The following is a 20,138-nucleotide window of genomic DNA, read 5'->3' as shown; positions in this document are numbered from 1 at the left end:
GGCAGTCCCGTTAGGGGTACTAGGGGCTTACTCCCGTTGGGGGTTTTCGGCCCCCAGGGCAAGCCGCAGCCGGACCAGCAGGTCGGAGCGGTTTTCGGCGCCGAGGCGGCGGCGCATTCGGGCAATGTGGTGTTCAGCGGTCCGCGGGGAGATGTAGATGGCCTCCCCGATCTCGCGATAGGTCTTGCCCTCCAGCACCAGTCTTGCCACTTCCTTTTCGCGCTCACTCAATCCGCCGCCGTCCGGCGGCTGGCTGCCGTTGCTGTCCGCAGTGGGAACGCTGCGCGCCTCCGACGGTCCGGACGCGCCCGTGCCGGCCGAGCTTCCCTGCGGGTGCAGGTCCCTGGCGCAGGACAACAGGCGCACCATGTCCTTGCGCTCGTCCGCGCGGGCCGCGGCGTGCCCGGCGAGGCGCGCACCCTCCCACGGCATTCCGACGGCGTTCAGGCCCCGCGCGGCAGCTTCCACATCGGAGGCCAGGAAATTTGCTGCGAGGACCGAAACCCATGCCTTGCCCGCGGCAGCGAGCACCCACGCGAGATGGCTGTGGTCTGACGCCCGGGCCAATGCAGTGGCATGCGGTGCCAGGTCTGCCGGGCTCTCGTTCAGCAACGCCGCCTGGACGCCTGCCCAGTGCAGCGGCACCGCCCACAGCGGGGGGTCGCCCAGACGGTGCAACAGCTTCCACCCGTCATCCAGGTAATGCGACACTCGCCTGGTCTCCCGGAGCCGTGCGGCTGTAATCATCAGCTCGCCCCACGGCAGCAGGCTGTACAGGTCTACGGACGTGTGCAGCATGGCTTCCCGGGCGCGTTCCCACGCCAGGACCAGGCCGTGGACTTCGCCGCTTCTGCGTGCGAGGCCCACTTCCAGGGCTGAGCACAGAAACTCATCGCGTGGGACCAGTGGCCAGTGGTTGGCTTTTGAGGCTTCGTTGATGGCCAGCCGGGCGTCCTCGGGGTTGTCCTGCTGCATGGCTGACCAGGCCTGGAGCAAAAAGTGCCTCGGTTTGGCTGCGTCGCCGCCTTGGCCGGCGGCGATGGCTGCCCGCACGATGGTCTCCGCCAGGTGCGGTTCACCGCTGTGCAGGGCCACCAGCGCGGCGAGGGTGCCGGGTGTATCAGGGAAGGGGACCGAGGCGCCTGACGCATTCATCATGTCGGACGCGTGGATCAGGAGGGGAAGCCCCTGGTGCGGGTCCCCGGCCAGTGATTCCATGACACCCCTGGCCGTCTGGGCCTGCGCCACGGCCAGGAGCGTGGGAGACGCCGGAGACGAGCCGCTGGGGAACATGGACTCGGCTCCGGCGCGGTTGCCGCAGCCGATCATGGCCACGGCAGCAGCCGGCGCGGACGGTCCCATCTTTCCCGCACCCAGCCAGCTGTAGACGTCCGCACTGCGGCCCAGCATCCCCCGCTGCGCCCACACGGCGGCAGCGACGTCCACAGCGAGCCGGAGGTCGGGCGGTTCGGGGCGCACGAACAGGCCCTCGATGATGCGGTCGGCGGTATCCAGGTCTCCGGTGGCCGAAGCTGCGTGCGCGCGGCGGGCCGCAGTGGCCCACTCGTCGGCACCCGCCAGGAGCGCTTCGTCAAAGAGCTGGGCGGCCAGGCCAGGATCGCGCTCGAGTGCCTTATTTCCGGCCCCTTCCAGCTCCGCCGCTACGCGGGGGTCAGCGAGGCCGCTGCGTGCCAGTTCACGGGCGAAGTCGCCGAGCGGGCGGCCCTCCGCGGCGAAGCATCCCACGAGTTCGCGCTGCAGCGCATGGATCCTGGCTGTGGGCGTCAGGGTCAGGAGTGCGTGCTGCGCAGTCCCAATGACGGTGCCGTCAGGCAGGAGGAGCCCGGAGGCTTCGGCGCTTGCCACGAGCGAATCGATGCTCTCGACGTCCCCGCCCGCCACTTTCTGTTCGAGTTCCGCGGGCAGCGGGCCGGGAAGGCTGAAGCCCACCGACAATGCCAGCAGGAGTTCCCGGACGGCTGCGTTCTCGCCGCGGAGCTGCTGCGCCATGTACTGCGGGCTGCCCGGCGACAGCAGGTCCGTTTCCGGCCGGGCTGACGGCTCGGCCGGGTCCGGGCCGTAAACGTACGACGGCGGGAGGTGCGTCCCCCGCCGGTGGCCGTTGAAGAGTTCCCGGGCTGAGGGCTGATCATCGCCTGCCATGCGTCAGATCACCGGCTCGAACGGGACCGGGTCAGCAGTGGGCGCCGGAGGCTCGGTGGTCGGGTCGGGCGCGGGCGTTGTCGGGTCCGGCGCAGGCGTCGTTGGATCAGGATCCGGCGCAGGCGTCGTCGGGTCCGGCGCAGGCGTCGTTGGATCCGGGTCCGGCGCAGGCGTCGTTGGATCCGGGTCCGGCGCAGGCGTCGTTGGATCCGGGTCCGGCACCGGGTCAGTGGTGGGGTCCGGCGCAGGCGGATCCGTCGTCGGGTCCGGCACAGGATCCGTCGTCGGGTCCGGCACCGGGTCAGTCGTGGGGTCAGGATCCGTTGTGGTCGTTTCCGGGGAAATACCGGATCCGCCGGTGCCCTGCGCCGGATCGGACGGTGCACCCTCTGTTCCGCCTGGTGTGGTTCCTGCCGCGACGGCACCTTCGCTGCCCGCGGACCCCGCTGCGGGCGTGCTGTCGGACGGCCTGCTGGTGGGCGACGCCGCTACCTCGAACCCGGCCGTGGTGGAGAGCTGGTCCGTAGACTTCCTGGCGCTGGCTTCAAGGCCCCTCAGCGGAGCCTGTGCACCGCCCGCGGCGCCGCCCGCAGCTCCTGCTGCACCAACGCCCGCCGGAGCCGGGCCACCCGGATCCGCGGCGGCCGCCACTGACCCGTTCGCTGAGCTCTCTCCCGGCGGCGAGAACATGGCGCTGAGGCTGCCCAGTCCCACGGGACTTTGTGCAGTCGTTGCAGTGAGGACGGTAAGCATGGCCGCCGCGGCAGCCACTGCCGTAAGCCGCACTGTCGGCCGCGGGCTATGCTGTCCGGCCTTCGCGCCAGGCGCGTGGGCCCCGGCGTGGGCACCCGAATGCCCCCTGGCACCGACGGTCAAGTCGCCGGTGCCAGCCAAGGAGCCAAAAGCTGCCCCGGGCTTCCGGGACCAGCTGGCACGGCGGTTGTCCCCGTGCGGCTCAACGTTTGTCAGGGCAATGGTTGTCAAGGCGATGGCGGTTACGGAGGACTCCGTAACCGCTGAAACAACTGCAACCTGCCGGGCACGAAGCGCTGCCACCACTGCACCCAGGCAGATGGAGGACTTGGGGTCAGCGTCCACAGCGATGGGCCGGTCCAGCTGTTCCGAAATGAGCTGTGCCACGAGCGGAATCCGCGAGGAACCGCCGATCAGGAGCACCGCAGTGAGGTCATCCGCCGCCAGGCCGAGCTCGTCGAGGGAACGTTCCAGGGCGTCCACCGTCTCACGGATGGGTTCCTCGATCATGGCCTCAAGTTCGGAGCGGACCAGCCGCACCTGCTGGTGGACGGCGGGCAGGAACACGGAAATGCTGGCCTCGCTGTCGGCCGAGAGCGCTTCCTTTGCTTCCACGCATTCACGCCTAAGCCGGGCCAGGGCCGCCATGGCCGCCGGGTCGGCGGGGTCGAGGGCGGTGATCGCTTCCCCGGTGTGGGCCGCAACGTGGCGGAGGACCGCCGCGTCGAAGTCGGCGCCGCCCAGGCCTTCGATCCCCTCGGGCCGGCCGAGGAACTCAAAGCGGCCGGCGTCGGCCTTCTTCAGGATGGCCGTGTCAAAGGTGCCGCCGCCAAGGTCGTAGACGGCGATGGTGCTGCCGTCCTCCACCCTCACCTGCGAGGCGTAATGCAGCGCTGCCGCCTCCGGTTCACTGACCAGCATGACGTCGTTCAGGCCCCGGGCGGTGAGGGCTTCCTGGATGACGGCGATCCGGTGGCCGCCCCAGGCGGCCGGGTGCGACAGGATAATCTGCGACGGCGGTTCGCCTTCGCGTTCCGCGGCCCGGTCAACCACCCAGCCGGCCATGGTGGCGAAGACTTCTTCCGCCGGCAGGGAGAGGGTGCCCAGGGCGATCGGGACGTTGTCGCCGATCCGGCGTTTGAATTCCCGGACCACCCGGTCCGGGGAATCGAGGCCGCGGCGTTCCGCGGACTCCCCCACCAGGATGGGGCCTTCTTCCGGGTAATAGATCACGGAGGGCACCGACGTTCCGCGGAGCCCCAGCGGGAGGCTCTCCGGAACAGGCGGGGCAATCCGGTCAGTACGTGCAATAGCGGCGGCGGTAAAACTGGTCCCGACATCTATGGCGAGAACGTAGCTCATGGGCACCTCGGAAAAACGCAGCATGCCGTCCGCGAGCTTCATCACAGACGAGCTTCCACCAAGGTAGCATTACCGATTCGCCGGCGACACCCTTATTGCTACACCGATTTTACTTTCCCCTGCGCCGGAATGGCGTCCAGCAAAGAAACCCCTGTTCAGAGGCCCGAGTAGGAGTGCAGGCCGTTGAAAAACTGGTTGACAATGGTGAAGTTAAAGATCACGCAGAGGTAGCCAACGATCGAGAGCCAGGCCGCGCGGGTGCCCGTCCAACCGCGGGTGGCGCGGGCGTGCAGGTAGCCGGCGTAGACCACCCAGATGACAAACGTCCACACTTCCTTGGTGTCCCAGCCCCAGAACCGGCCCCAGGCCTTCTCCGCCCAGATGGCGCCGAACATCAGCGTGAACGTCCAGCCGATGAAGGCGATGGCGTTGATCCGGTAGGACAGGTTTTCCAGGCTGAGCGCCGACGGCACCAGCCGCATGAAGCCGAGCTTGTCAGCGCCGCCGGCGGCAACGGTCTTCTGCCGGTGCGCCTGGACCAGCTGCAGGGCGGACATGGCGAACGTGAGGGTGAAGAGGGCCGAGGACAGCACGGCGATGGAAACGTGGATGATCAGCCAGTAGCTCTGCAGCGCCGGCACCAGGTGGCCCACCGGAGTCCAGTAGGCAACGGAGGCGGCCACCAGCATGATGATCGCCAGGCCCACGACGAACGTACCCAGGAAGCGCAGGTCACGGCGGATCAGGACCAGCAGGAACACGGCAACGGCCACGAAGGCGCCGGTGGTGAGGAACTCATACATGTTGCCCCAGGGCACGCGGCCCGCGCCCAGGGCCCGGGTGATGACACCGGCTGCGTGGATCAGCACACCAAGGACTGTGAGCGCGACGGCGACGCGCGCCGGGGCTCGGCGTTCCGCGGCGTAGCGCATGTCGGCATCGGCGGTCTGTCCCGCACCTGAGGCGTCGCCGGCCTGCTTGGCGGCGGACGACGTCGGCCGTTCAGCCCGGCCCGCAGGCCCGGCAAGGTGCGACTCGGTCCTGTCCGTGCCGGCAGAGGAGGCCGCGCCGGCACCGGCAGTACCCACGCCTGCACCGACGGGGACCTTCGCTGCGGCTTGCTCCGTCTGGGCCGCTTTGAGGTCAACGGCGCGCAGCGCCTTGCTGCTCTTCGCCAGGTCCCAGGCGAAGGCGATGAAGGCCACGGTGTACGTGCCAGCCGCGAGCAGCATAAACAGCTCGCTGTACTGGCCCATGGTTTCGTTGATGGCGAAGGGCATTACTGGTCCTTTTTCGGCCCGGTGGGGCCAGCTGGGGTGGAGACAGAGTCTGCGCCATTATCGTCCTGGCGGCTGGGAGTTTGCTGGATGCCGGCGGAGCTTTCGGCATCATCACCGGAACCGGACTCCGGAATTTGCCACTCGTCGGCGAGAAGCTTCCTGATCGCTGCCGCCTCGGCGGCCAGGCGGTGGTCCTCGCCGCGGGCGAGGAGTCCGTATTCCACCATGGTCCGGCCGTCCTCGTGGGCTCCGGTGCGGACCCAGACGCGGCGGCGGTTGACGTACAGCGAGATGATGAGGCCGCCCACTGCGAGCAGGGCGAAGATGAGGGCGTACAGCTGGCCGGGGTTGTGGTGGATGTCCACGCCCACGTAGCGTTTCACGCCGTCGAAACTGATGGTCCCCTTGCCGTCCGGCAGGGTGTAGCTCATGCCCGGCGCCAGGGTGATGCCGCCGGCGTCCAGGTTGCGGGCGTTCAGCGGGGTCAGGTCCTTGACGTCGAGCTCGAACACGTTCTGGGGTGCGCCGTCATCCAGGCCAAGATCGCCGTAGAACGAGTTCAGGGTCAGCTGCGGGTTGATCAGCTCGGGGTCCCCGCTGAAGGAGACGCCTTCCTCGGTTTTGAACGCCGTGGGCAGGAAGAAGCCCGCGAACCCGAGCTGGTCCGGCTTGGCGTCCGGCACCTTGATCACTACGGACGAGTAGTAATTCTCGCCCTGCAGCTTGCCCACCACGGGGCCCTGCATGGCCACGTTGCCGGCGCCGTCACGGACGGTCACCACGGGGGCGTAGCCGTTGCCGGTTAGGTAGATGCTGGTGCCGCCGAGGGTCACGGGGTCGTTGACCTTCAGGACCTCCTGCTTGGCCGGCGCATCAGGGTTTTCCTTGGTGGTGACATTGGCCGTGAAGTCGATGGGCTGGCCGAACTTTCCCCGGGATTCGCGGTCGAACGTGACCGCGAACTTGTCCAGCTGGATGGAGTACGGCTGCAGCTGGCTGGACTGGAAGTTCGTGCCGGGGGTGAACTGGTCGTAGCCCACCAGGGTGTTGACGAAGGTGTCGCCCTCCACCAGGATGCGCTGGCCGCTGTAGCCGAACAGCCCACCCGCGGCCACGGACACCAGGACGCCGATCAGAGAGGTGTGGAACACCAGGTTCCCCACTTCCTTCAGGAAGCCGCGTTCGGCCCCCAAAGACGGCCGCGCGCCGTCGTCGTCCCTCACCTCAACGCGGTAGCCGCGTTTCCTGAGCAGCCCGGCGGCGCTGCGGATGGCGTCCGACGCCGGGAGGCCGGCGTCGGCGGGAACCACCATTGTGCCGTACTCGGGGAGGCGGGAGAGCCGTTTGGGGGTCCGCGGGGGCTGGGAGCGCATCGCTTTGTAGTGCGCGATGGCGCGCGGAACCACGCAGCCGATCAGCGAAATGAACAGCAGGATATAGATGGCCGAGAACCAGGCTGAGGAGTAGACGTCGTAGAGCTGGAGGGTATCCAGCAGCTTTCCGTAGTCCGGGTTGTCCTTAATGTATTGCGTCACGATGGACGGGTTGGCCGGGCGCTGCGGGAACAGCGAACCGGGCACCGCCGCGACGGCCAGCAGCAGGAGCAGGAACAGTGCCGTGCGCATGCTGGTCAGCTGCGTCCAGGCCCAGCGCAGCATCCCCACCGGCCCGAGGACGGGCAGGGCTGCTTCTGCCTTGGCGGCGGCGACGGGGGCCGGGGACAACTTGTTGGATTTCACGCGCTCGCTCATCAGATCGGCAACTTCACATCGGTTTGGAACCAGTACTGCAGCCCGGTCACCCAGGTGCCCCAGACGCCGCTGGCCATCAGGAGCCCCAGCACAATCAGGATGCCGCCGCCGGTGCGCTGGATCGCCAGGCGGTGCTTGCGGAAGAAGGACATCACGCCCATGCCGCGCCGGACCGCCAGGGCAATCAGCAGGAACGGGATGCCCAGGCCCAGGCTGTAGACAAAGGCCAGGAAGGCGCCCTTGGCCGCGGAGGAACCGCCGGACAGGCTCAGGAGCTGGACAGCGGAGTAGGTGGGTCCGATGCATGGGGCCCAGCCCAGGCCGAACGTGATCCCCAGCAAGGGTGCGCCCCACAGTCCGGCCGGTGGTTTGGCGTGGATCTTGGCATCACGCTGCAGCCAGCCGAAGCCGCCCATGAAAACCACGCCCATAACGATCACCAGGACACCCAACAGCTGGGTGATCCACGCGTTCTGCGAGCCGGTGATCATGGTGCCCAGTTGGCCGAATGCCCCGCCGAGCAGCACGAAGATCACGGAAAATCCGAGCACAAACAGCCCGATGCCTGCGAGCATCCGGCCGCGCTTCTGGCGTTCGAGGTCCACGCCGCTCAGGCCGGTGACATAGCCCAGGTAGCCGGGCACCAGGGGCAGCACACAGGGCGAGAGGAAGGAAACCAGGCCCGCCAGCAGCGCCACCGGGATGGCAAGCAGGAGCGAGCCGTTCAGGATGGCTTCGGCGAAGGGGCTGTTCACGGTCCGGGGCCGCCGCTACTCTGCCACGGCGGCGGTAATGAGGGCTTTGAGGGTGCCCTTCTGGATTTCGCCCAGCACGCGGGAGGCCACGCGGCCCTGCTTGTCCAGGACCAGCGTGGTGGGGACGGCGCCCGGCGGGACCAGCCCGGAGACGGCCAGGAGCACGGCGCCGTTCTTGTCGTCGAAACTGGGGTAGGTCAGGCCGAACGTCTTGTCGAAGGCCTCGGCGGTGGCTTTTTCATCGCGGAGGTTGACGCCAAAGAACTGCACGCCCTGGTCCGTGAACTCCTGGTGCAGCTCCTCCAGGATGGGCGCTTCCACCCGGCAGGGGGCGCAGGCGGCAAACCAGAAGTTCAGGACCGTCACCTTGCCCTGGAAGTCTGCGGGGGTCACCGCGGTGCCGTTAAACAAGGTGCCGTTAACGGCGACGGCGGCCTTGCGGTCGGCGGCGGCAAACTCCGTCACCGAGCCGTCGCCGGCAACGTAGTTCTTGTTGTCTCCGGCTTTGGCCTGCTTGGCGAGGGCGTCCTCCTGCGCGCAGGCGGACAGGCCAAGGGTCAGTGCGGTCAGGGCCGCGCCGCCTGCGGCGAGCATGCTGCGGCGGGAGGTATGGGGGTTAAACATCACTGTCAGGCTCCCGGGGTGGTGGCGGCACCGGGAAGGAGGGCGGCAGCGGGCTCGCTGTACTCAACGCGCAGGAGGGAGCCGTCGTCGTCGAACACCAGCGAGGTGATGGACGTCAGCGTGCACTCGCGCTTGCGCGGATCATGCCAGAGCCGGCGGCCTTCGGCGCTGAGCCGGGTGGCCCAGATGGGGAGCTGGTGGCTGACCATGATGGCCTCGGGCCCGTTCGTCCCGTAGTCGTCTCCGGCCAGTTCAATGGCACGGACCCTGGCATGCTCAACTGCGGCCCTGACGCGGGCCGCCTGCGCCTTGTATGGCTCGCCCCACGAAGGCTTGAGCGGGTTGACCAGGTGCGGCCAGTGCTTGGGCTTCCGGAGCTCCGCCTTGGTGACCTTCATGCCCTCGAAGTAATTCTCGGCCTCGATGATGCGCCCATCCGTGTGGATCTCAAGGTGCAGGGCTTCGGCCGTGGGTACGGCCGTCTCCTGCGCCCTGACCAGCGGCGATGCCGCGAGATAGACGATCCGCGCACCCTGCGCCGCACGCTCGCTGAAGTGCGCTGCGAGGGTCTGCGCCATCTCCCGGCCCAGCTCGGAGAGGTGGAATTCGGGCAGCCTGCCGTACAGAACGCCGTCGGGATTGTGGACCTCGCCGTGGCGAAGCAGATGGACAGTGGCTTGGGGCATGTTTACCAGTTTCTCAAAGATGGCGTGCTATCCGAAATCTTCTACATCCAGTAGAACTGAAGATTTTCAAAAAATGTTCCGGAAGCGGGAACAAAAGATGCAAATGCATGTTTATACTGGATGCAGCAGTTAGTTGAGACTTCAACAAATGAAGCGTCAACTTTTCTTCGTACTACCCGACACACTCCCAAGGAGAAACACCATGTCACTTCCCGCAGACGTCACCACCGGCACCTGGACCCTGGACAACTCGCACAGCGAAATCGGCTTTACTGTCCGCCACGCAGGCATCAGCAAGGTCCGCGGCCAGTTCAAGGATGCCGCAGCAACCTTGGACCTGGCTGACAACGTCGCCGACTCCAGGATCAGCGCCACCATCCAGACCGCAAGCTTCGACTCCGGCGATGTGAACCGCGACGGCCACGTCCGCGGCGAAGACTTCTTCGATGTCGAGAAGTTCCCGGAAATCTCCTTCGTTTCCAACGGCCTGGTGGCCAAGGGCAACACCTACGAGCTGACCGGCGACCTGACCATCAAGGGCGTCACCCGGCCCGTCGCGCTGGAAACCGAGTTCAACGGCGTGGCCGTTGACCCGTTCGGCATGACCCGCGCCGGCGTTTCCGCCGAGACCACCATCAGCCGCAAGGACTTCGGCCTGACCTGGAACGCAGTGCTGGAAGCCGGCGGCGTACTGGTCAGCGACAAGGTTGCCATCAACCTTGAGCTCGCGTTCATCGCACCCGCAGCCTAATTTCACGCTCACTGTGCCCGGCCGCAGATCCTCTGGGATCCCACGGCCGGGCACAGTACTTTAACTGCCTCCAGCAGCCTCGCCCTGGCTGGCTGACCGTCCTGTGGAAAACCCCCGGCTGTTCCCTGCGATTTCGCCGTAAATCTCCTAGATAACAGGGAATGCGCGGTCTACAGTGAGAGCCATGAGCAACCCTAGTGAAGTACCGCCGCCGCAGCAGCCGGGTGCCCAGCCGCCTGCCAGCAACGTTCCTCCCGCCGGCTACCAGCCGCCGCAGGGTTTCCAGCCACCACCGCAGGGATACCAGGCCCCCGGCCAGGCTTATCCCCCGCCGGGCCAGGCATACCAGCAGTCGGGCCAGCCGGGCCCGGAACAAGGCCAGCCAATCCCGCAACAAGGCCAGCCGGGCCAGCCGGGTGGCTTCCACTTCGAGATGCCAACGGACGGCCCGCGGAACTTCAATGACGTGCTGCCCAACGGCGGCTTCGCGGGAATGTTCAATGTGGCCGGACTGCCCACCGAGCTCAAGGTCTCCTATTGGATCTGGCTTATTGGCGGCATCCTGGGCGTCCTGGGCAGCATTTTCGGTTTCTTTGGCTCCCTGTTGCTGTTTACCGTGGCGCCCGCAGCAGCCATGGTGGTCCTCCTCCTTGTCCTGGTGTCGCTGGCCATCGCAGCCGCCCAGATTGTCCTCGTGCTGAGGATGAAGGAAGGCAAGGAATGGGCCCGCCTGGCCCTGACCATCGTGGCGGGCGTCTCCCTGGTCCTGGCGGTGATTGGCGGCAGCGTCGGCGGCAGCGTCGGCGGCGGCATCGGCAACAACTGGCTCGGATTCCTGATCAGTGCCGCGGCAACCGTGCTGATGTGGGTGCCCAACTCGCAGGCCTGGTTCGCCGCCGTCAAGGGCCGGGCCTGACCCGCCCCGTTCAGTCCCTCGACCCGAAGGCCGCAGCCTGGCGATCCAGCCGGGCTGCGGCCTTCCCAGCGCCTCCGGACTGCCACTGCCTGCGCGCTGAATGACGCGGGAATACCTCTCCGGAATGACCCGCTCTAGGGCCGCCCGGGGGTACGGTGGAAGTAAGCCTTGCTGGGGGTAGGGCCAGTGCACCGATCCCGGCAGCCGATCCGCACTCCGACCTGAAAAGGACCGCTCATGAGCACGCCTCCTGTCCAGCCTCCCAACCCCAACGAGCCGGAGTCCGGCGGGCAGCCACCTGCTCCCCGCTACGGCGAGAATGCGCCGCAGTTCGGCCAGCCCACACCGCCCGCACCGCAGCAGCCCACGCCCCAGGCACCCCCCGCCCCGCAGTACGGACAGAACGCTCCGCAGTACGGCCAGGTCACGCCGCCCGCACCGCAGTATGGTCAGAACGCTCCGCAGTACGGCGAGAACCCGCCGTCGTTCGGTCAGAACGCCCCGCAGTACGGCGAACAGAGCTCCCCGGCGCCCCAGTACGGCCAGAACCCGCCCCCGTTCGGTCAGAACCCGCCGCAGGCCCCGGCCTACGGCCAGCAGCCGTTTGGCCAGCAGTACGGGCAGTCACCGTACGCCCAGTACCCGTCCGAGCAGCCGGCGGCTTCGGGCACTAACGGAATTCCCCAGCTGGTCAACATTTCGTTCTGGCTGCTGATCGCGTCCGGCATTGTTTTTGTCATCTCCATGCTGATGGGCATTGGCCAGCTGGATGATCCGCTGATGCGGAGCACGTTTGAAGAGGCCATGCAAAGCGGCGGCGCCGCCGGCCAGGTCTCCTACGAGGACCTCAAGGGCGTCATTGCCGGCACCCTGGTGGTCTTTGCCATCATCGGGGCCGCGCTTTACGCCCTGGTGGCCATCTTCGTCCGCAAGGGCAAGAACTGGGCCCGGATCCTGGGAACCGTGTTCGCGGCGCTCTCCGTCTTCGGCCTCTTCCAGGTGCCGAGCTTCGGAACGCTGGGAACCCTGATGGGCATCGCAGCCATCGTGCTGCTGTTCCTGCCGGCCGCAGCCCCTTACTTCCGCAAGCAGCAGCCGTTTGCCAACCCGTACGGCCAGCCCGGAAACCCTTACGGCCGCTAGCCTGACGGTCCGCCGGAAACCATTCCGGCCCTGACCAACATCAGCAACCACACCCAGAGGGCGTGGATCCCGGAGCCGCCTGATTGCTAGGCAGTCTGACCCGGGGTCTGCGCCCGCTGTGCGTGGTACGCCAGGATCTGGAGTTCGGTGGCCATGTCCACCTTGCGGAGGTTGACGTCGTCGGGCACCTGGAGCATCACGGGCGCAAAGCTGAGGATGCTGCGGACACCGGCAGCCACCACACGGTCGCACACGCCCTGTGCCACGGCTGCGGGCAGGGCAAGGACCACCATGTTGGCGCCCGTGCGCTGCAGCACGGGTTCGAGATCTGCGGCGTCGCTGACCCGCAGCCAGCCCACCTCGTTGCCCACCACCATCTGGTCGGCATCAAAAATGGCCACAACGTCGAACCCACGGGACTCGAAGCCGCCGTACCTGGCCAGCGCCTTGCCGAGGTTACCGGCGCCCACGATGGCCACCTTCCAGTCGTGGGTGAGGCCGAGCGCCGCGGCTATGTGGCGGCTGAGGTACTGGACCTCGTAGCCCACGCCCCTAGTGCCGTAGGAGCCCACGTGCGACAGGTCCTTGCGCAACGTGGCTGAGCTGACGCCGGATGCTTCCGCCAGCGACTCGGAGGAGACCCGCTCGACACCTTCGGCCAGAAGGGTGTTGAGCGCGCGCAGGTAAAGGGTGAGGCGGGCTACCGCGGCGGGCGGAATCTGCTTGGCAGCGACGGTCTTGCCATCCGCGGCGATCTTGCTTTCCTGCACGTCCGCCGCGTCCTGCGTGTCCGCCCCGTCAGGGGCGCCCTGGACAGCCTGGGGAGATGAATCCAGTGAACTCACTATCCCCTCCCTTGCGTCGCGTTGTGGTTCCACTCTAGAGCCCCGCGCCTGATGCCAACAAAGCCGATGCCATTGCCCGGAACCGCGGCCCTACTGCGCCATGGCGCGCTGCAGGACGCGCTGCAGCCGGGACTCGTCGATCTTCCAGAAATCGCGCTGGATACCGTCCACCAGCACCACCGGGATCTCCTCGGCATAGCGGTCACGCAACTCGGGATCGTCGTCGACCCGCTGTTCCGTCCACTCAAGTCCCAGGGAGGCAGTCACCCGCCCGACGGCGTCGCGCGCGTCCGCGCACAGGTGACAGTCGGTTTTGGTGATGAGGACAACCTGCGGTCTTGCCATGCATTAACCGTATCGCCCTTTGGGGGCGGACAGCGCGGCGCACAGGGCCGCGACAGTTGGGGCCTCCTGCATTGACTAGACTCGGGGACATGCCCGAGGAGAAGTACGTCGCTGTTGTCACGCAGCCGGTTGCGGCGCCGCAGACCGGCGAGGCGGCGTTCTTCGACGTGGACAACACCCTGATGAAGGGCGCCAGCCTGTTCCACGTGGCACGCAAAATGCACCAGCGCGGCGCATTCACGTTGACGCAGGCGGCAGGGTTCGCCTGGAAGCAGTTCAAGTTTGTGACGCGCGGCGAGAACATGGACGACGTCCATGCGGTACGCGATTCGGCGCTGAACCTGGCCGCCGGGATTACGGTGGAAGACGTCAAGGCCCTCGGCGAGGAAGTCTACGACGAGATGATCGCTTCCAGGATCTGGCCCGGAGCCAAGGCCCTGGCACAGCAGCACCTGCGCGTGGGCCGGCGGGTCTGGCTGGTGACGGCCACCCCCATTGAAGTGGCAACCGTCATCGCCACGCGGCTCGGCCTGACCGGCGCCCTGGGCACCGTGGGCGAGATCGCGGACGGGATGTACACCGGGCGGCTCGTGGGCGACATCCTGCACGGCTCCGCTAAAGCCGTGGCTGTCCAGGGGATCGCCGACGCCGAAGGACTGGACCTCAAGCGCTGCTGGGCGTACAGCGACTCCTACAACGACATCCCGCTGCTGACCCTCGTGGGCCACCCGGTGGCCATCAACCCGGATGCCCGGCTCCGCCGCCACGCCCGCGACAACAACTGGCCGGTCTACGACTTCCGCTCCGGCCGCCGCGCCGCCACGCTGGGCCTGAAGGCCGCCACCGCCGGAGGCGTTGTGTACGGCCTCTGGCGCGGCTTCTCCCGGATCCGCGGACCGCGGGCATAAGCTGCCGCACGCCCGCATCTGACTGCCGCACCCCCGCATCCAAGCAGCACGTCCCCCGCACAAAACAAAATGCCCGCTGCCGGGAAGGCAACGGGCATTTCACGCAGTTCGAAGTATCTCTACTTCTTATTGCGGCGCTGGTGGCGCGTCTTGCGAAGCAGCTTGCGGTGCTTCTTCTTGGCCATACGCTTGCGACGCTTCTTAATAACTGAACCCACGAAAGTTCCTCACAAACTAGATGCAGTACCTGTCTGCTGGAAAGGTCCGTGGACAGAGCTACAGACTGAAACAACCGACAGATTCTTACAATGACGTAAAACGTTCCTTAACAGGGTACCGCTTATCCGGGGCACCCACTGACAGTGCGGTTCAGGCGGTCTCGGAGTGGCCGTCCACAACAGCGCCTTTGAGGTACTGGTCGACGGCGCTTTCCGGCACCCGGTATGAACGGCCGAACCGCACTGCTGGCATTTCACCTGAGTGGACCAGCCTGTACACGGTCATTTTGGAGACGCGCATGACCTCGGCCACTTCGGCCACGGTCAGGAACTTCGCGTTTGAGAAGTTCTGTTCTGCGGACATTTCCCTATTCCTTTGCTGACGGATGGACAACATGACCCCAGGTTTATGCCATTGCGGTGTGCCGATGCTGAGCCATCCACCAACCATGTGCTAGATACTCTAGAGGTTCATGTGGCTATTGTGAAAGTCATCGCGGGTAATCATTTCGCCGTGCGGCGCTTGCGGGCCGAGGACGCGAGCTGGTCCAGGACCGACACCGAGACGTCCCATTCCATGCACGCATCGGTGACGCTCTGGCCGTAGACGAGTTCCGAATGTCCGGCGGCATGTTCGGCGACATCCAGGTTCTGCGCGCCGCCCACCAGGAAGCTCTCCAGCATGACGCCGGCGATGGCATCGGCGGAGCGTCCACCATCCTCCAGCTGCGCACCGATTTCCAGCGCGACTTCGGCCTGGCGGTGGTGGCTCTTGCCGCTGTTGGCGTGGCTGGCGTCCACAATCAGCCGCGGGTTCAGGCCCTTGCCGGCGAGCTTTGCCGAGGCGCCTTCGACGTCGGAAGCCGAGTAGTTGGGCCCCTTGCGTCCGCCGCGGAGGATGACGTGGGTGTCCGGGTTGCCGGCGGTGGCCACCAGCGCTGCCCGGCCGTCGCCATCAATTCCCAGGAACGCCTGCGCGGCACCGGCGGCGCCGCAGGCGTCGACGGCAACCTGGAGGTCGCCGTCGGTCCCGTTCTTGAAGCCGATCGGCATGGACAGCCCGGAGGCGAGCTGCCGGTGGATCTGGCTTTCGGTGGTGCGTGCACCGATGGCGCCCCAGGAAATCAGGTCCGCCATGTACTGCGGGCTGATGGGTTCCAGGAACTCGGTGGCGGTGGGAAGGCCCAGTGCGGTGACCTGCTGCAGGAAGCGCCGGGCGGTCCGGAGGCCGGTGGCCATGTCGTGGCTGCCGTCCAGCCGCGGGTCGTTGATGAGGCCCTTCCAGCCAACCGTGGTCCGCGGCTTTTCGAAGTAGGCCCGCATCACGATCAGCAGGTCTTCCTTGTGCTTCTCGGCCTGGCTCACCAGCCGGCGGGCGTATTCCAGGCCGGCCTTGGGGTCGTGGATGGAGCAGGGGCCCACGATGACCAGGAGGCGGTCGTCCACGCCGTCCATGATGGCGCGGACTTCATCGCGTCCGCGTTCGACGACGTCAGTCACCCGGGCGTCCAGGGGCAGCTCGGCGATGAGCTCCTGGGGCGTGGGGAGCGCGGTGAATTCGCTGACGCGCAGGTTTGACGTGGATTTTGCGGCCGGTGTGGCTGTGGCGGCTGTTGCGGTGCTCATGTTTGGGTCCTGTTCCGGGAGTGGAAGCGGGCCCAAATCAGAACCCGCCGGGAAATGGCGAAGGGCAGAGAATGATCTTTGCCCTGTTGGCTCTGAAGGAAAGTTGGATGCGTGTCAGTTAGACGCGGGCCCCTCCAGAGCCAACGAAAAATACGCATACCAACGGTTAGTCATAGCCAAGACCATAACCGCATGCCGCGGTTACCGCAAAATCGTGCCCGTCACACGGTCAGCCGGCGAGCTTGCGCAGGAACTGCAGCTGCTTGATCCAGTGGTACTCCTGGCCGCCTTCGTGGTTGTTGAACCGGTAGACCTCGATGTCCTTGGCGGCCCCCGTGCCTGAGGCGTCTGCCGTGCCCGAGCCGTAGGCATTGAAGCTGGCGAAGACCGTCGACGGCGGGCAGATGTCGTCCATCTGCGCGGCCGAGTACAGCGCCGGGGCCGTGGCGGACCGGGCCAGGTTGACGCCGTCGAAATAGTTCAGGACCGAGAGCATGTGCTCGTACCGGTCCCGGTGCCGGCCCAGGAAAGCAGCGATCTCCGGGTAGGGCCCGCGGGGCGTGATGTCGATCGCGCGGGGGAAGTCCTGCAGGAACGGGACGTCCGGCAGCGCGGCGATGACGCCGTCGAGCCGTCCTGCCACGAGTCCGGCGACGGCCACCACGATGCCGCCGCCCTGGCTGACGCCGGCGATGACCACCCGCGAGGAGTCCACCTCCGGGTGGGACTGGGCGGCCTCGACGGCGCGGAAGGCGTCAACGTAGACGCGGCGGTAGTAGTAGTCCTCGCGGCTGCCCGCTCCCCTGGTCATGAGCCCGGCGTGGGCCACCTCGCCCGCGGAGGGATGCGGATCCGCCGTCTCCCCCAGAGTCCCGCCGTAGCCCTGGCCGCGGGTGTCCATGATGAAGTGCGCGTAGCCCGCCTGGGCCCATTTGGTGTCCTGGTTGACCAGCCCGCGGCCGCCGGAGTATCCGATGTACTGCACAACGACGGGCAGCCGGCTTCCTGCCGGACGGTTCGCCGGGAGGTGCAGCCAGCCCTTGATGGGAGCCCCGCCGTACCCGGCGAACGTCACGTCGAACGTGTCGATGACCGTCAGGTAGTTCTCCACGGGCTCGAACGTGGCGTTGAGCGGAAAAGTCCGGGCCTCGTCGATGGTGGCGTCCCAGAACGCCTGGAAGTCGTCCGGCGTAGTGACTGCTGAGGTGTAGCCGCGTAGCTGGGCAAGGGGTAGGTCAAAAAGCGGCATGGTGCTGAAGGTCCTGTCAGGTCTGGTTTGGCGGGAAGGCTCCTGGAACTTTCGGTGATCCTATGTCATGCGGACGCCCCCGCCGGGCTAAAGGACGCCAGGTTCAGAACTGTTGCCTGAAGCGGCTCCAGGTGAAGCTCCTGAACGGCGTTCTCGCAGCGGATGCGCACGATCCTGGCCTTCGGCGAGGTCAGGGTGGCGCCGGCCAGCCGGCCGTCCTTCCACTCCAGGTCCACCTCCACGCCCGGGCGGGCCCGCAGCCGGTGCGCGGCGCCGTCGGGCAGTTCCCGCGGCAAGGCCGGCAGCAGTTCGATCTCGGGCACACCGCCGGAGGTGCGGTGGCTCTGCAGCAGGCATTCAGCCAGGCCGGCCACAAAGCCGAGGTTGCCGTCGATCTGGAACGGCGGGTGTGCCCCGAACAGGTTGGGATACAGTCCGCCGCTTTGGCCGCCACGGTCTGTGGCCATGTCCCGGAAGTACAGCCGGAGGAGGTCGCTGACCTTTCCAGGCTGGCGGAGGCGGGCCCGGAGCAGGATTTTCCACGTGAGCGACCAGCCGGTGGATTCGTCGCCGCGGCCGTCCAGGCTGGCGCTCACTGCGGCTTCGAGTTCCGGCGTGAGGCGCGCATCGCCGGGGTACGCGAGGTAGAGATGGCTGACGTGGCGGTGCGTCGGCTCCCACTCCTCCGGGTCTGCCAGCCACTCGCGGAGCCTGCCATTCCGGCCAGCTGTTGACTCCGGGAGGCGCGGAAGGGCCGCCTGGGCCTCGGCCACCACCGGGTCCGTTTCCAGTCCCAGCTCCCCGGCGAGGGAGCCCAGCATCAGGAACACGTCGCGGATCAGGGTCAGGTCCATGGTGGACGATTCGGCGGCGGCGGCCCGGCTGGTGCCTCCACCGGGGTGCGGTGCCGTGAAACTGTTTTCCGGCGACGTCGACGGGCTGGTTCCCAGCGTTCCGTCCGGGAACTCCACCAGCAGGTCGAGGGCAAATTCGGCCGCGCCGCGGATGGCGGGCCAGGCAGTGTCGCGGGCGAAGCTTCCTGCGGACTCCGTGTCGTCCGTGCCGAACTGGAGATGCTCCCACAGGTGGCGGACCAGCCACAGCCCGGCCACCGGCCAGAAAGACCATTCCGGCGAGTGCGTACCGTGGCCCACGGGCTTGCTGTAACCCCAGATGTCCGAGTTGTGGTGCACGGCCCAGCCGCGGGCGCCGTAATACTCCCGGGCGGTGGCCGCACCGGTTTCCTGCAGGGCCCCGATGAGCGCGAACAGGGGCCTGGCGCACTCGGCCAGGCCGGTGGGCTCGGCTCCCCAGTAATTCATTTGCAGGTTGATGTTGGTGGTGAAGTTGGAGCTCCACGGGGCCTGCAGCTGGTCGTTCCAGATGCCCTGCAGGTTGGCCGGCGTCCCGGGCCAGGCGCTTCCTTCGCGGGAGCCCGGCGCCCCGGTCCGCGAGCTGGAAATCAGCAGGTAGCGCCCGTAGTTGAAGAGCAGGGCTGCCAGTCCAGGGTCGGCGGCGAGCGGCCCGTCCGGATGGGTGTTGGCCGTCTCCAGGCGGTGCGCGGTGTTGGTGCCCTGCCATGCCGGCGTATCAACGGTGATGCTGCAGCTGTCGTAGAGCTCTGCGTGGCTCTGTTCGTGGCGCGCGATGAGTGCCTCCCGCCCGGCGGCCCTGGCGGTGGCCAGGGTTCCGCGGGCGGCGGCGGCTGCCTCGGCCGCTGTTCCCTCGGGCTGGCGGCCCGGGCCGCGGAAGGTGGTCTCCGTGGTGACATACAGGACGGCGCGGCGGACGCCCGTGGCGGCCAGGCCGCCGTCGTCCGCGTCCGCGTCGGTGCCGTTATGCTCCCAAGCCGCCGCGACGGCGCCCTGCAGGCTGAGGGAATCGTCGTCGGAATACTCCACCGCGCCGCCGTCGTGGGACGGTGGCACATCGCTGGGAAGCTTCAGTTCAAGGACGGCCGACGACGGGCCGGACGCAGGTGCACCGGTGCGGCGGAGGATGCGCAACTGCGAGTCGAGGCGGAGGGCGAGGTCAAAGCCCTGTGGCGCGTCGGTCTGCACCGAAATCACCAGGACCGAAGGCCCGTGGGACGCGAAGGCCTCCACGCTGACCGTGTGGCCGTCCACCTCATAGCGGGTGGAATTGACGGCGCGGGCGAGGTCAAGGGAACGGCTGTAGGCGGGGGTCCCGTCGGCTGCAGGGCCCGCACCTGATGAACCGCCGGAGAGGCCAATGGTGAGGAAGAGGTCCGCGAACGGCAGGTAGGACTGCGAATGCCGGTGCTGCAGTTCCTTGAGCGTCTCGTGGGCCGCTGCATAGTCGCCGTCGCGGATCTGGCGCCGGGATTCGGCGAGGATGGCGTCCGCCCGTTCGCGGCTGAAGTGTGGTTCGAGGTCCTGGCTGTGCGGCGAACCGGACCAGGCAGAGCCGTCGTTGAGCTGGAAGCGGTGCTCGCGCGCCGGACTTCCCGGGAGCGCAGGACCGCCGAAAACCATGGCTCCCAGCCGCCCGTTTCCCAGCGGCAGGGCCTCGAGCCAGTCGGAGGCAGGGGCATCGTAGACGAGGGTATGTTCTGTGCGCACGGGATTAGATCCTAGGGGAATACATCGGGTGAAAACAGGGGTTTCGGGAAGCGATTTCCCGCCGCCGTTCCAAGGCCCCGCGCGAACGTACACTTGGCGCCCCGCCCCACAGCGCGAACGTACACTTGGCGCCTCGCCCAACGCGCGAACATACACTTGGCGCCCCTCGATGAGGGCGCCA

18 protein-coding genes are annotated in these 20,138 nt (G+C 67.2%); 4 read left to right on the top strand and 14 right to left on the bottom strand.

Going from position 1 to position 20,138, the window contains the following annotated elements; genetic code table 11:
• Positions 1 to 27 precede the first annotated feature (27 nt).
• The 7 genes from EYS21_RS19570 to EYS21_RS19540 all read right to left on the bottom strand — a co-directional run bounded on the left by EYS21_RS19570 (position 28) and on the right by EYS21_RS19540 (position 9,374).
• Entirely contained in the window at positions 28 to 2,163 is a 2,136-nt protein-coding gene (locus tag EYS21_RS19570; protein WP_242633519.1) for a LuxR C-terminal-related transcriptional regulator, read from the bottom strand.
• Between the two features lie 3 nt (positions 2,164 to 2,166).
• Complete coding sequence (locus EYS21_RS19565) at positions 2,167 to 4,320, bottom strand: Hsp70 family protein (protein WP_347559578.1); 2,154 nt, start codon at positions 4,318 to 4,320, stop codon at positions 2,167 to 2,169.
• Between the two features lie 113 nt (positions 4,321 to 4,433).
• Positions 4,434 to 5,558: a c-type cytochrome biogenesis protein CcsB gene (ccsB, locus tag EYS21_RS19560; protein WP_131134910.1), complete on the bottom strand. Its 1,125-nt coding sequence runs from the start codon at positions 5,556 to 5,558 to the stop codon at positions 4,434 to 4,436.
• Positions 5,558 to 7,309 (bottom strand): cytochrome c biogenesis protein ResB, encoded by a 1,752-nt coding sequence (locus EYS21_RS19555; RefSeq protein WP_131134909.1) that lies wholly within the window; start codon positions 7,307 to 7,309, stop codon positions 5,558 to 5,560. Before EYS21_RS19555 ends, ccsB begins: the two co-directional genes overlap by 1 nt.
• A complete protein-coding gene (locus EYS21_RS19550) occupies positions 7,309 to 8,064 on the bottom strand; it encodes a cytochrome c biogenesis protein CcdA (RefSeq protein WP_131134908.1) in 756 nt (251 codons plus the stop codon). The genes EYS21_RS19555 and EYS21_RS19550 overlap by 1 nt, the downstream gene beginning before the upstream one ends.
• Before the next feature lie 15 nt (positions 8,065 to 8,079).
• Entirely contained in the window at positions 8,080 to 8,688 is a 609-nt protein-coding gene (locus EYS21_RS19545; protein ID WP_242633518.1) for a TlpA disulfide reductase family protein, read from the bottom strand.
• A gap of 5 nt (positions 8,689 to 8,693) precedes the next feature.
• The gene (locus EYS21_RS19540) at positions 8,694 to 9,374 is read right to left on the bottom strand and encodes a histidine phosphatase family protein (protein ID WP_131134907.1); all 681 of its coding nucleotides are present in this window, start codon (positions 9,372 to 9,374) and stop codon (positions 8,694 to 8,696) included.
• Between the two features lie 202 nt (positions 9,375 to 9,576).
• On the opposite strand from EYS21_RS19540, the gene EYS21_RS19535 reads away from it, so the two are divergent.
• From EYS21_RS19535 to EYS21_RS19525, 3 genes are all read left to right on the top strand, one after another.
• Complete coding sequence (locus EYS21_RS19535) at positions 9,577 to 10,125, top strand: YceI family protein (protein ID WP_131134906.1); 549 nt, start codon at positions 9,577 to 9,579, stop codon at positions 10,123 to 10,125.
• Between the two features lie 184 nt (positions 10,126 to 10,309).
• Positions 10,310 to 11,041 carry a hypothetical protein gene (locus EYS21_RS19530; protein ID WP_242633517.1) on the top strand — a complete coding sequence of 244 codons (732 nt, stop codon included), beginning with the start codon at positions 10,310 to 10,312 and terminating at the stop codon, positions 11,039 to 11,041.
• A 237-nt stretch (positions 11,042 to 11,278) separates the two neighbouring features.
• Positions 11,279 to 12,184 carry a hypothetical protein gene (locus EYS21_RS19525; protein ID WP_131134905.1) on the top strand — a complete coding sequence of 302 codons (906 nt, stop codon included), beginning with the start codon at positions 11,279 to 11,281 and terminating at the stop codon, positions 12,182 to 12,184.
• Positions 12,185 to 12,270: 86 nt separating this feature from the next.
• Here EYS21_RS19525 and EYS21_RS19520 read toward each other — a convergent pair whose 3' ends face one another.
• Positions 12,271 to 13,029 carry a redox-sensing transcriptional repressor Rex gene (locus EYS21_RS19520; RefSeq protein WP_278184758.1) on the bottom strand — a complete coding sequence of 253 codons (759 nt, stop codon included), beginning with the start codon at positions 13,027 to 13,029 and terminating at the stop codon, positions 12,271 to 12,273.
• Between the two features lie 90 nt (positions 13,030 to 13,119).
• Entirely contained in the window at positions 13,120 to 13,374 is a 255-nt protein-coding gene (locus tag EYS21_RS19515) for a glutaredoxin family protein (RefSeq protein ID WP_131134904.1), read from the bottom strand.
• Between the two features lie 89 nt (positions 13,375 to 13,463).
• Here EYS21_RS19515 and EYS21_RS19510 point away from each other — a divergent pair, with 89 nt between their 5' ends.
• Complete coding sequence (locus EYS21_RS19510) at positions 13,464 to 14,282, top strand: HAD-IB family hydrolase (RefSeq protein ID WP_131134903.1); 819 nt, start codon at positions 13,464 to 13,466, stop codon at positions 14,280 to 14,282.
• A gap of 119 nt (positions 14,283 to 14,401) precedes the next feature.
• Here EYS21_RS19510 and EYS21_RS19505 read toward each other — a convergent pair whose 3' ends face one another.
• The 5 genes from EYS21_RS19505 to EYS21_RS19485 all read right to left on the bottom strand — a co-directional run bounded on the left by EYS21_RS19505 (position 14,402) and on the right by EYS21_RS19485 (position 19,957).
• Entirely contained in the window at positions 14,402 to 14,500 is a 99-nt protein-coding gene (locus EYS21_RS19505; RefSeq protein WP_003792170.1) for an AURKAIP1/COX24 domain-containing protein, read from the bottom strand.
• Between the two features lie 151 nt (positions 14,501 to 14,651).
• Entirely contained in the window at positions 14,652 to 14,864 is a 213-nt protein-coding gene (locus EYS21_RS19500) for a helix-turn-helix domain-containing protein (RefSeq protein WP_131134902.1), read from the bottom strand.
• Between the two features lie 140 nt (positions 14,865 to 15,004).
• On the bottom strand, positions 15,005 to 16,126 hold the full coding sequence (locus EYS21_RS19495; protein WP_131134901.1) for a 3-deoxy-7-phosphoheptulonate synthase: 1,122 nt from the start codon (positions 16,124 to 16,126) through the stop codon (positions 15,005 to 15,007).
• 229 nt (positions 16,127 to 16,355) lie between these two features.
• Entirely contained in the window at positions 16,356 to 17,375 is a 1,020-nt protein-coding gene (locus tag EYS21_RS19490; protein ID WP_131134900.1) for an acetylxylan esterase, read from the bottom strand.
• Positions 17,376 to 17,440: 65 nt separating this feature from the next.
• Complete coding sequence (locus EYS21_RS19485; RefSeq protein WP_165478367.1) at positions 17,441 to 19,957, bottom strand: glycoside hydrolase family 95 protein; 2,517 nt, start codon at positions 19,955 to 19,957, stop codon at positions 17,441 to 17,443.
• Positions 19,958 to 20,138 lie beyond the last annotated feature (181 nt).

This window comes from Arthrobacter sp. S39, assembly GCF_004320525.1.
GTDB lineage: Bacteria > Actinomycetota > Actinomycetes > Actinomycetales > Micrococcaceae > Arthrobacter.
The sequence above is the reverse complement of the archived record's forward strand: the minus strand, read 5'-3'. Positions and strand labels throughout refer to the sequence as shown.

Excerpts from the sequence above, each read along its gene's own strand:
- EYS21_RS19570 (WP_242633519.1), bottom strand. The coding sequence starts at position 2,163 with ATGGCAGGCGATGATCAGCCCTCAGCCCGGGAACTCTTCAACGGCCAC.
- EYS21_RS19515 (WP_131134904.1), bottom strand. The coding sequence starts at position 13,374 with ATGGCAAGACCGCAGGTTGTCCTCATCACCAAAACCGACTGTCACCTG.
- EYS21_RS19540 (WP_131134907.1), bottom strand. The coding sequence starts at position 9,374 with ATGCCCCAAGCCACTGTCCATCTGCTTCGCCACGGCGAGGTCCACAAT.
- EYS21_RS19565 (WP_347559578.1), bottom strand. The coding sequence starts at position 4,320 with ATGAAGCTCGCGGACGGCATGCTGCGTTTTTCCGAGGTGCCCATGAGC.
- EYS21_RS19535 (WP_131134906.1), top strand. The coding sequence starts at position 9,577 with ATGTCACTTCCCGCAGACGTCACCACCGGCACCTGGACCCTGGACAAC.
- EYS21_RS19530 (WP_242633517.1), top strand. The coding sequence starts at position 10,310 with ATGAGCAACCCTAGTGAAGTACCGCCGCCGCAGCAGCCGGGTGCCCAG.
- ccsB (WP_131134910.1), bottom strand. The coding sequence starts at position 5,558 with ATGCCCTTCGCCATCAACGAAACCATGGGCCAGTACAGCGAGCTGTTT.
- EYS21_RS19555 (WP_131134909.1), bottom strand. The coding sequence starts at position 7,309 with ATGAGCGAGCGCGTGAAATCCAACAAGTTGTCCCCGGCCCCCGTCGCC.
- EYS21_RS19495 (WP_131134901.1), bottom strand. The coding sequence starts at position 16,126 with ATGAGCACCGCAACAGCCGCCACAGCCACACCGGCCGCAAAATCCACG.
- EYS21_RS19490 (WP_131134900.1), bottom strand. The coding sequence starts at position 17,375 with ATGCCGCTTTTTGACCTACCCCTTGCCCAGCTACGCGGCTACACCTCA.
- EYS21_RS19510 (WP_131134903.1), top strand. The coding sequence starts at position 13,464 with ATGCCCGAGGAGAAGTACGTCGCTGTTGTCACGCAGCCGGTTGCGGCG.
- EYS21_RS19500 (WP_131134902.1), bottom strand. The coding sequence starts at position 14,864 with ATGTCCGCAGAACAGAACTTCTCAAACGCGAAGTTCCTGACCGTGGCC.
- EYS21_RS19545 (WP_242633518.1), bottom strand. The coding sequence starts at position 8,688 with ATGTTTAACCCCCATACCTCCCGCCGCAGCATGCTCGCCGCAGGCGGC.
- EYS21_RS19525 (WP_131134905.1), top strand. The coding sequence starts at position 11,279 with ATGAGCACGCCTCCTGTCCAGCCTCCCAACCCCAACGAGCCGGAGTCC.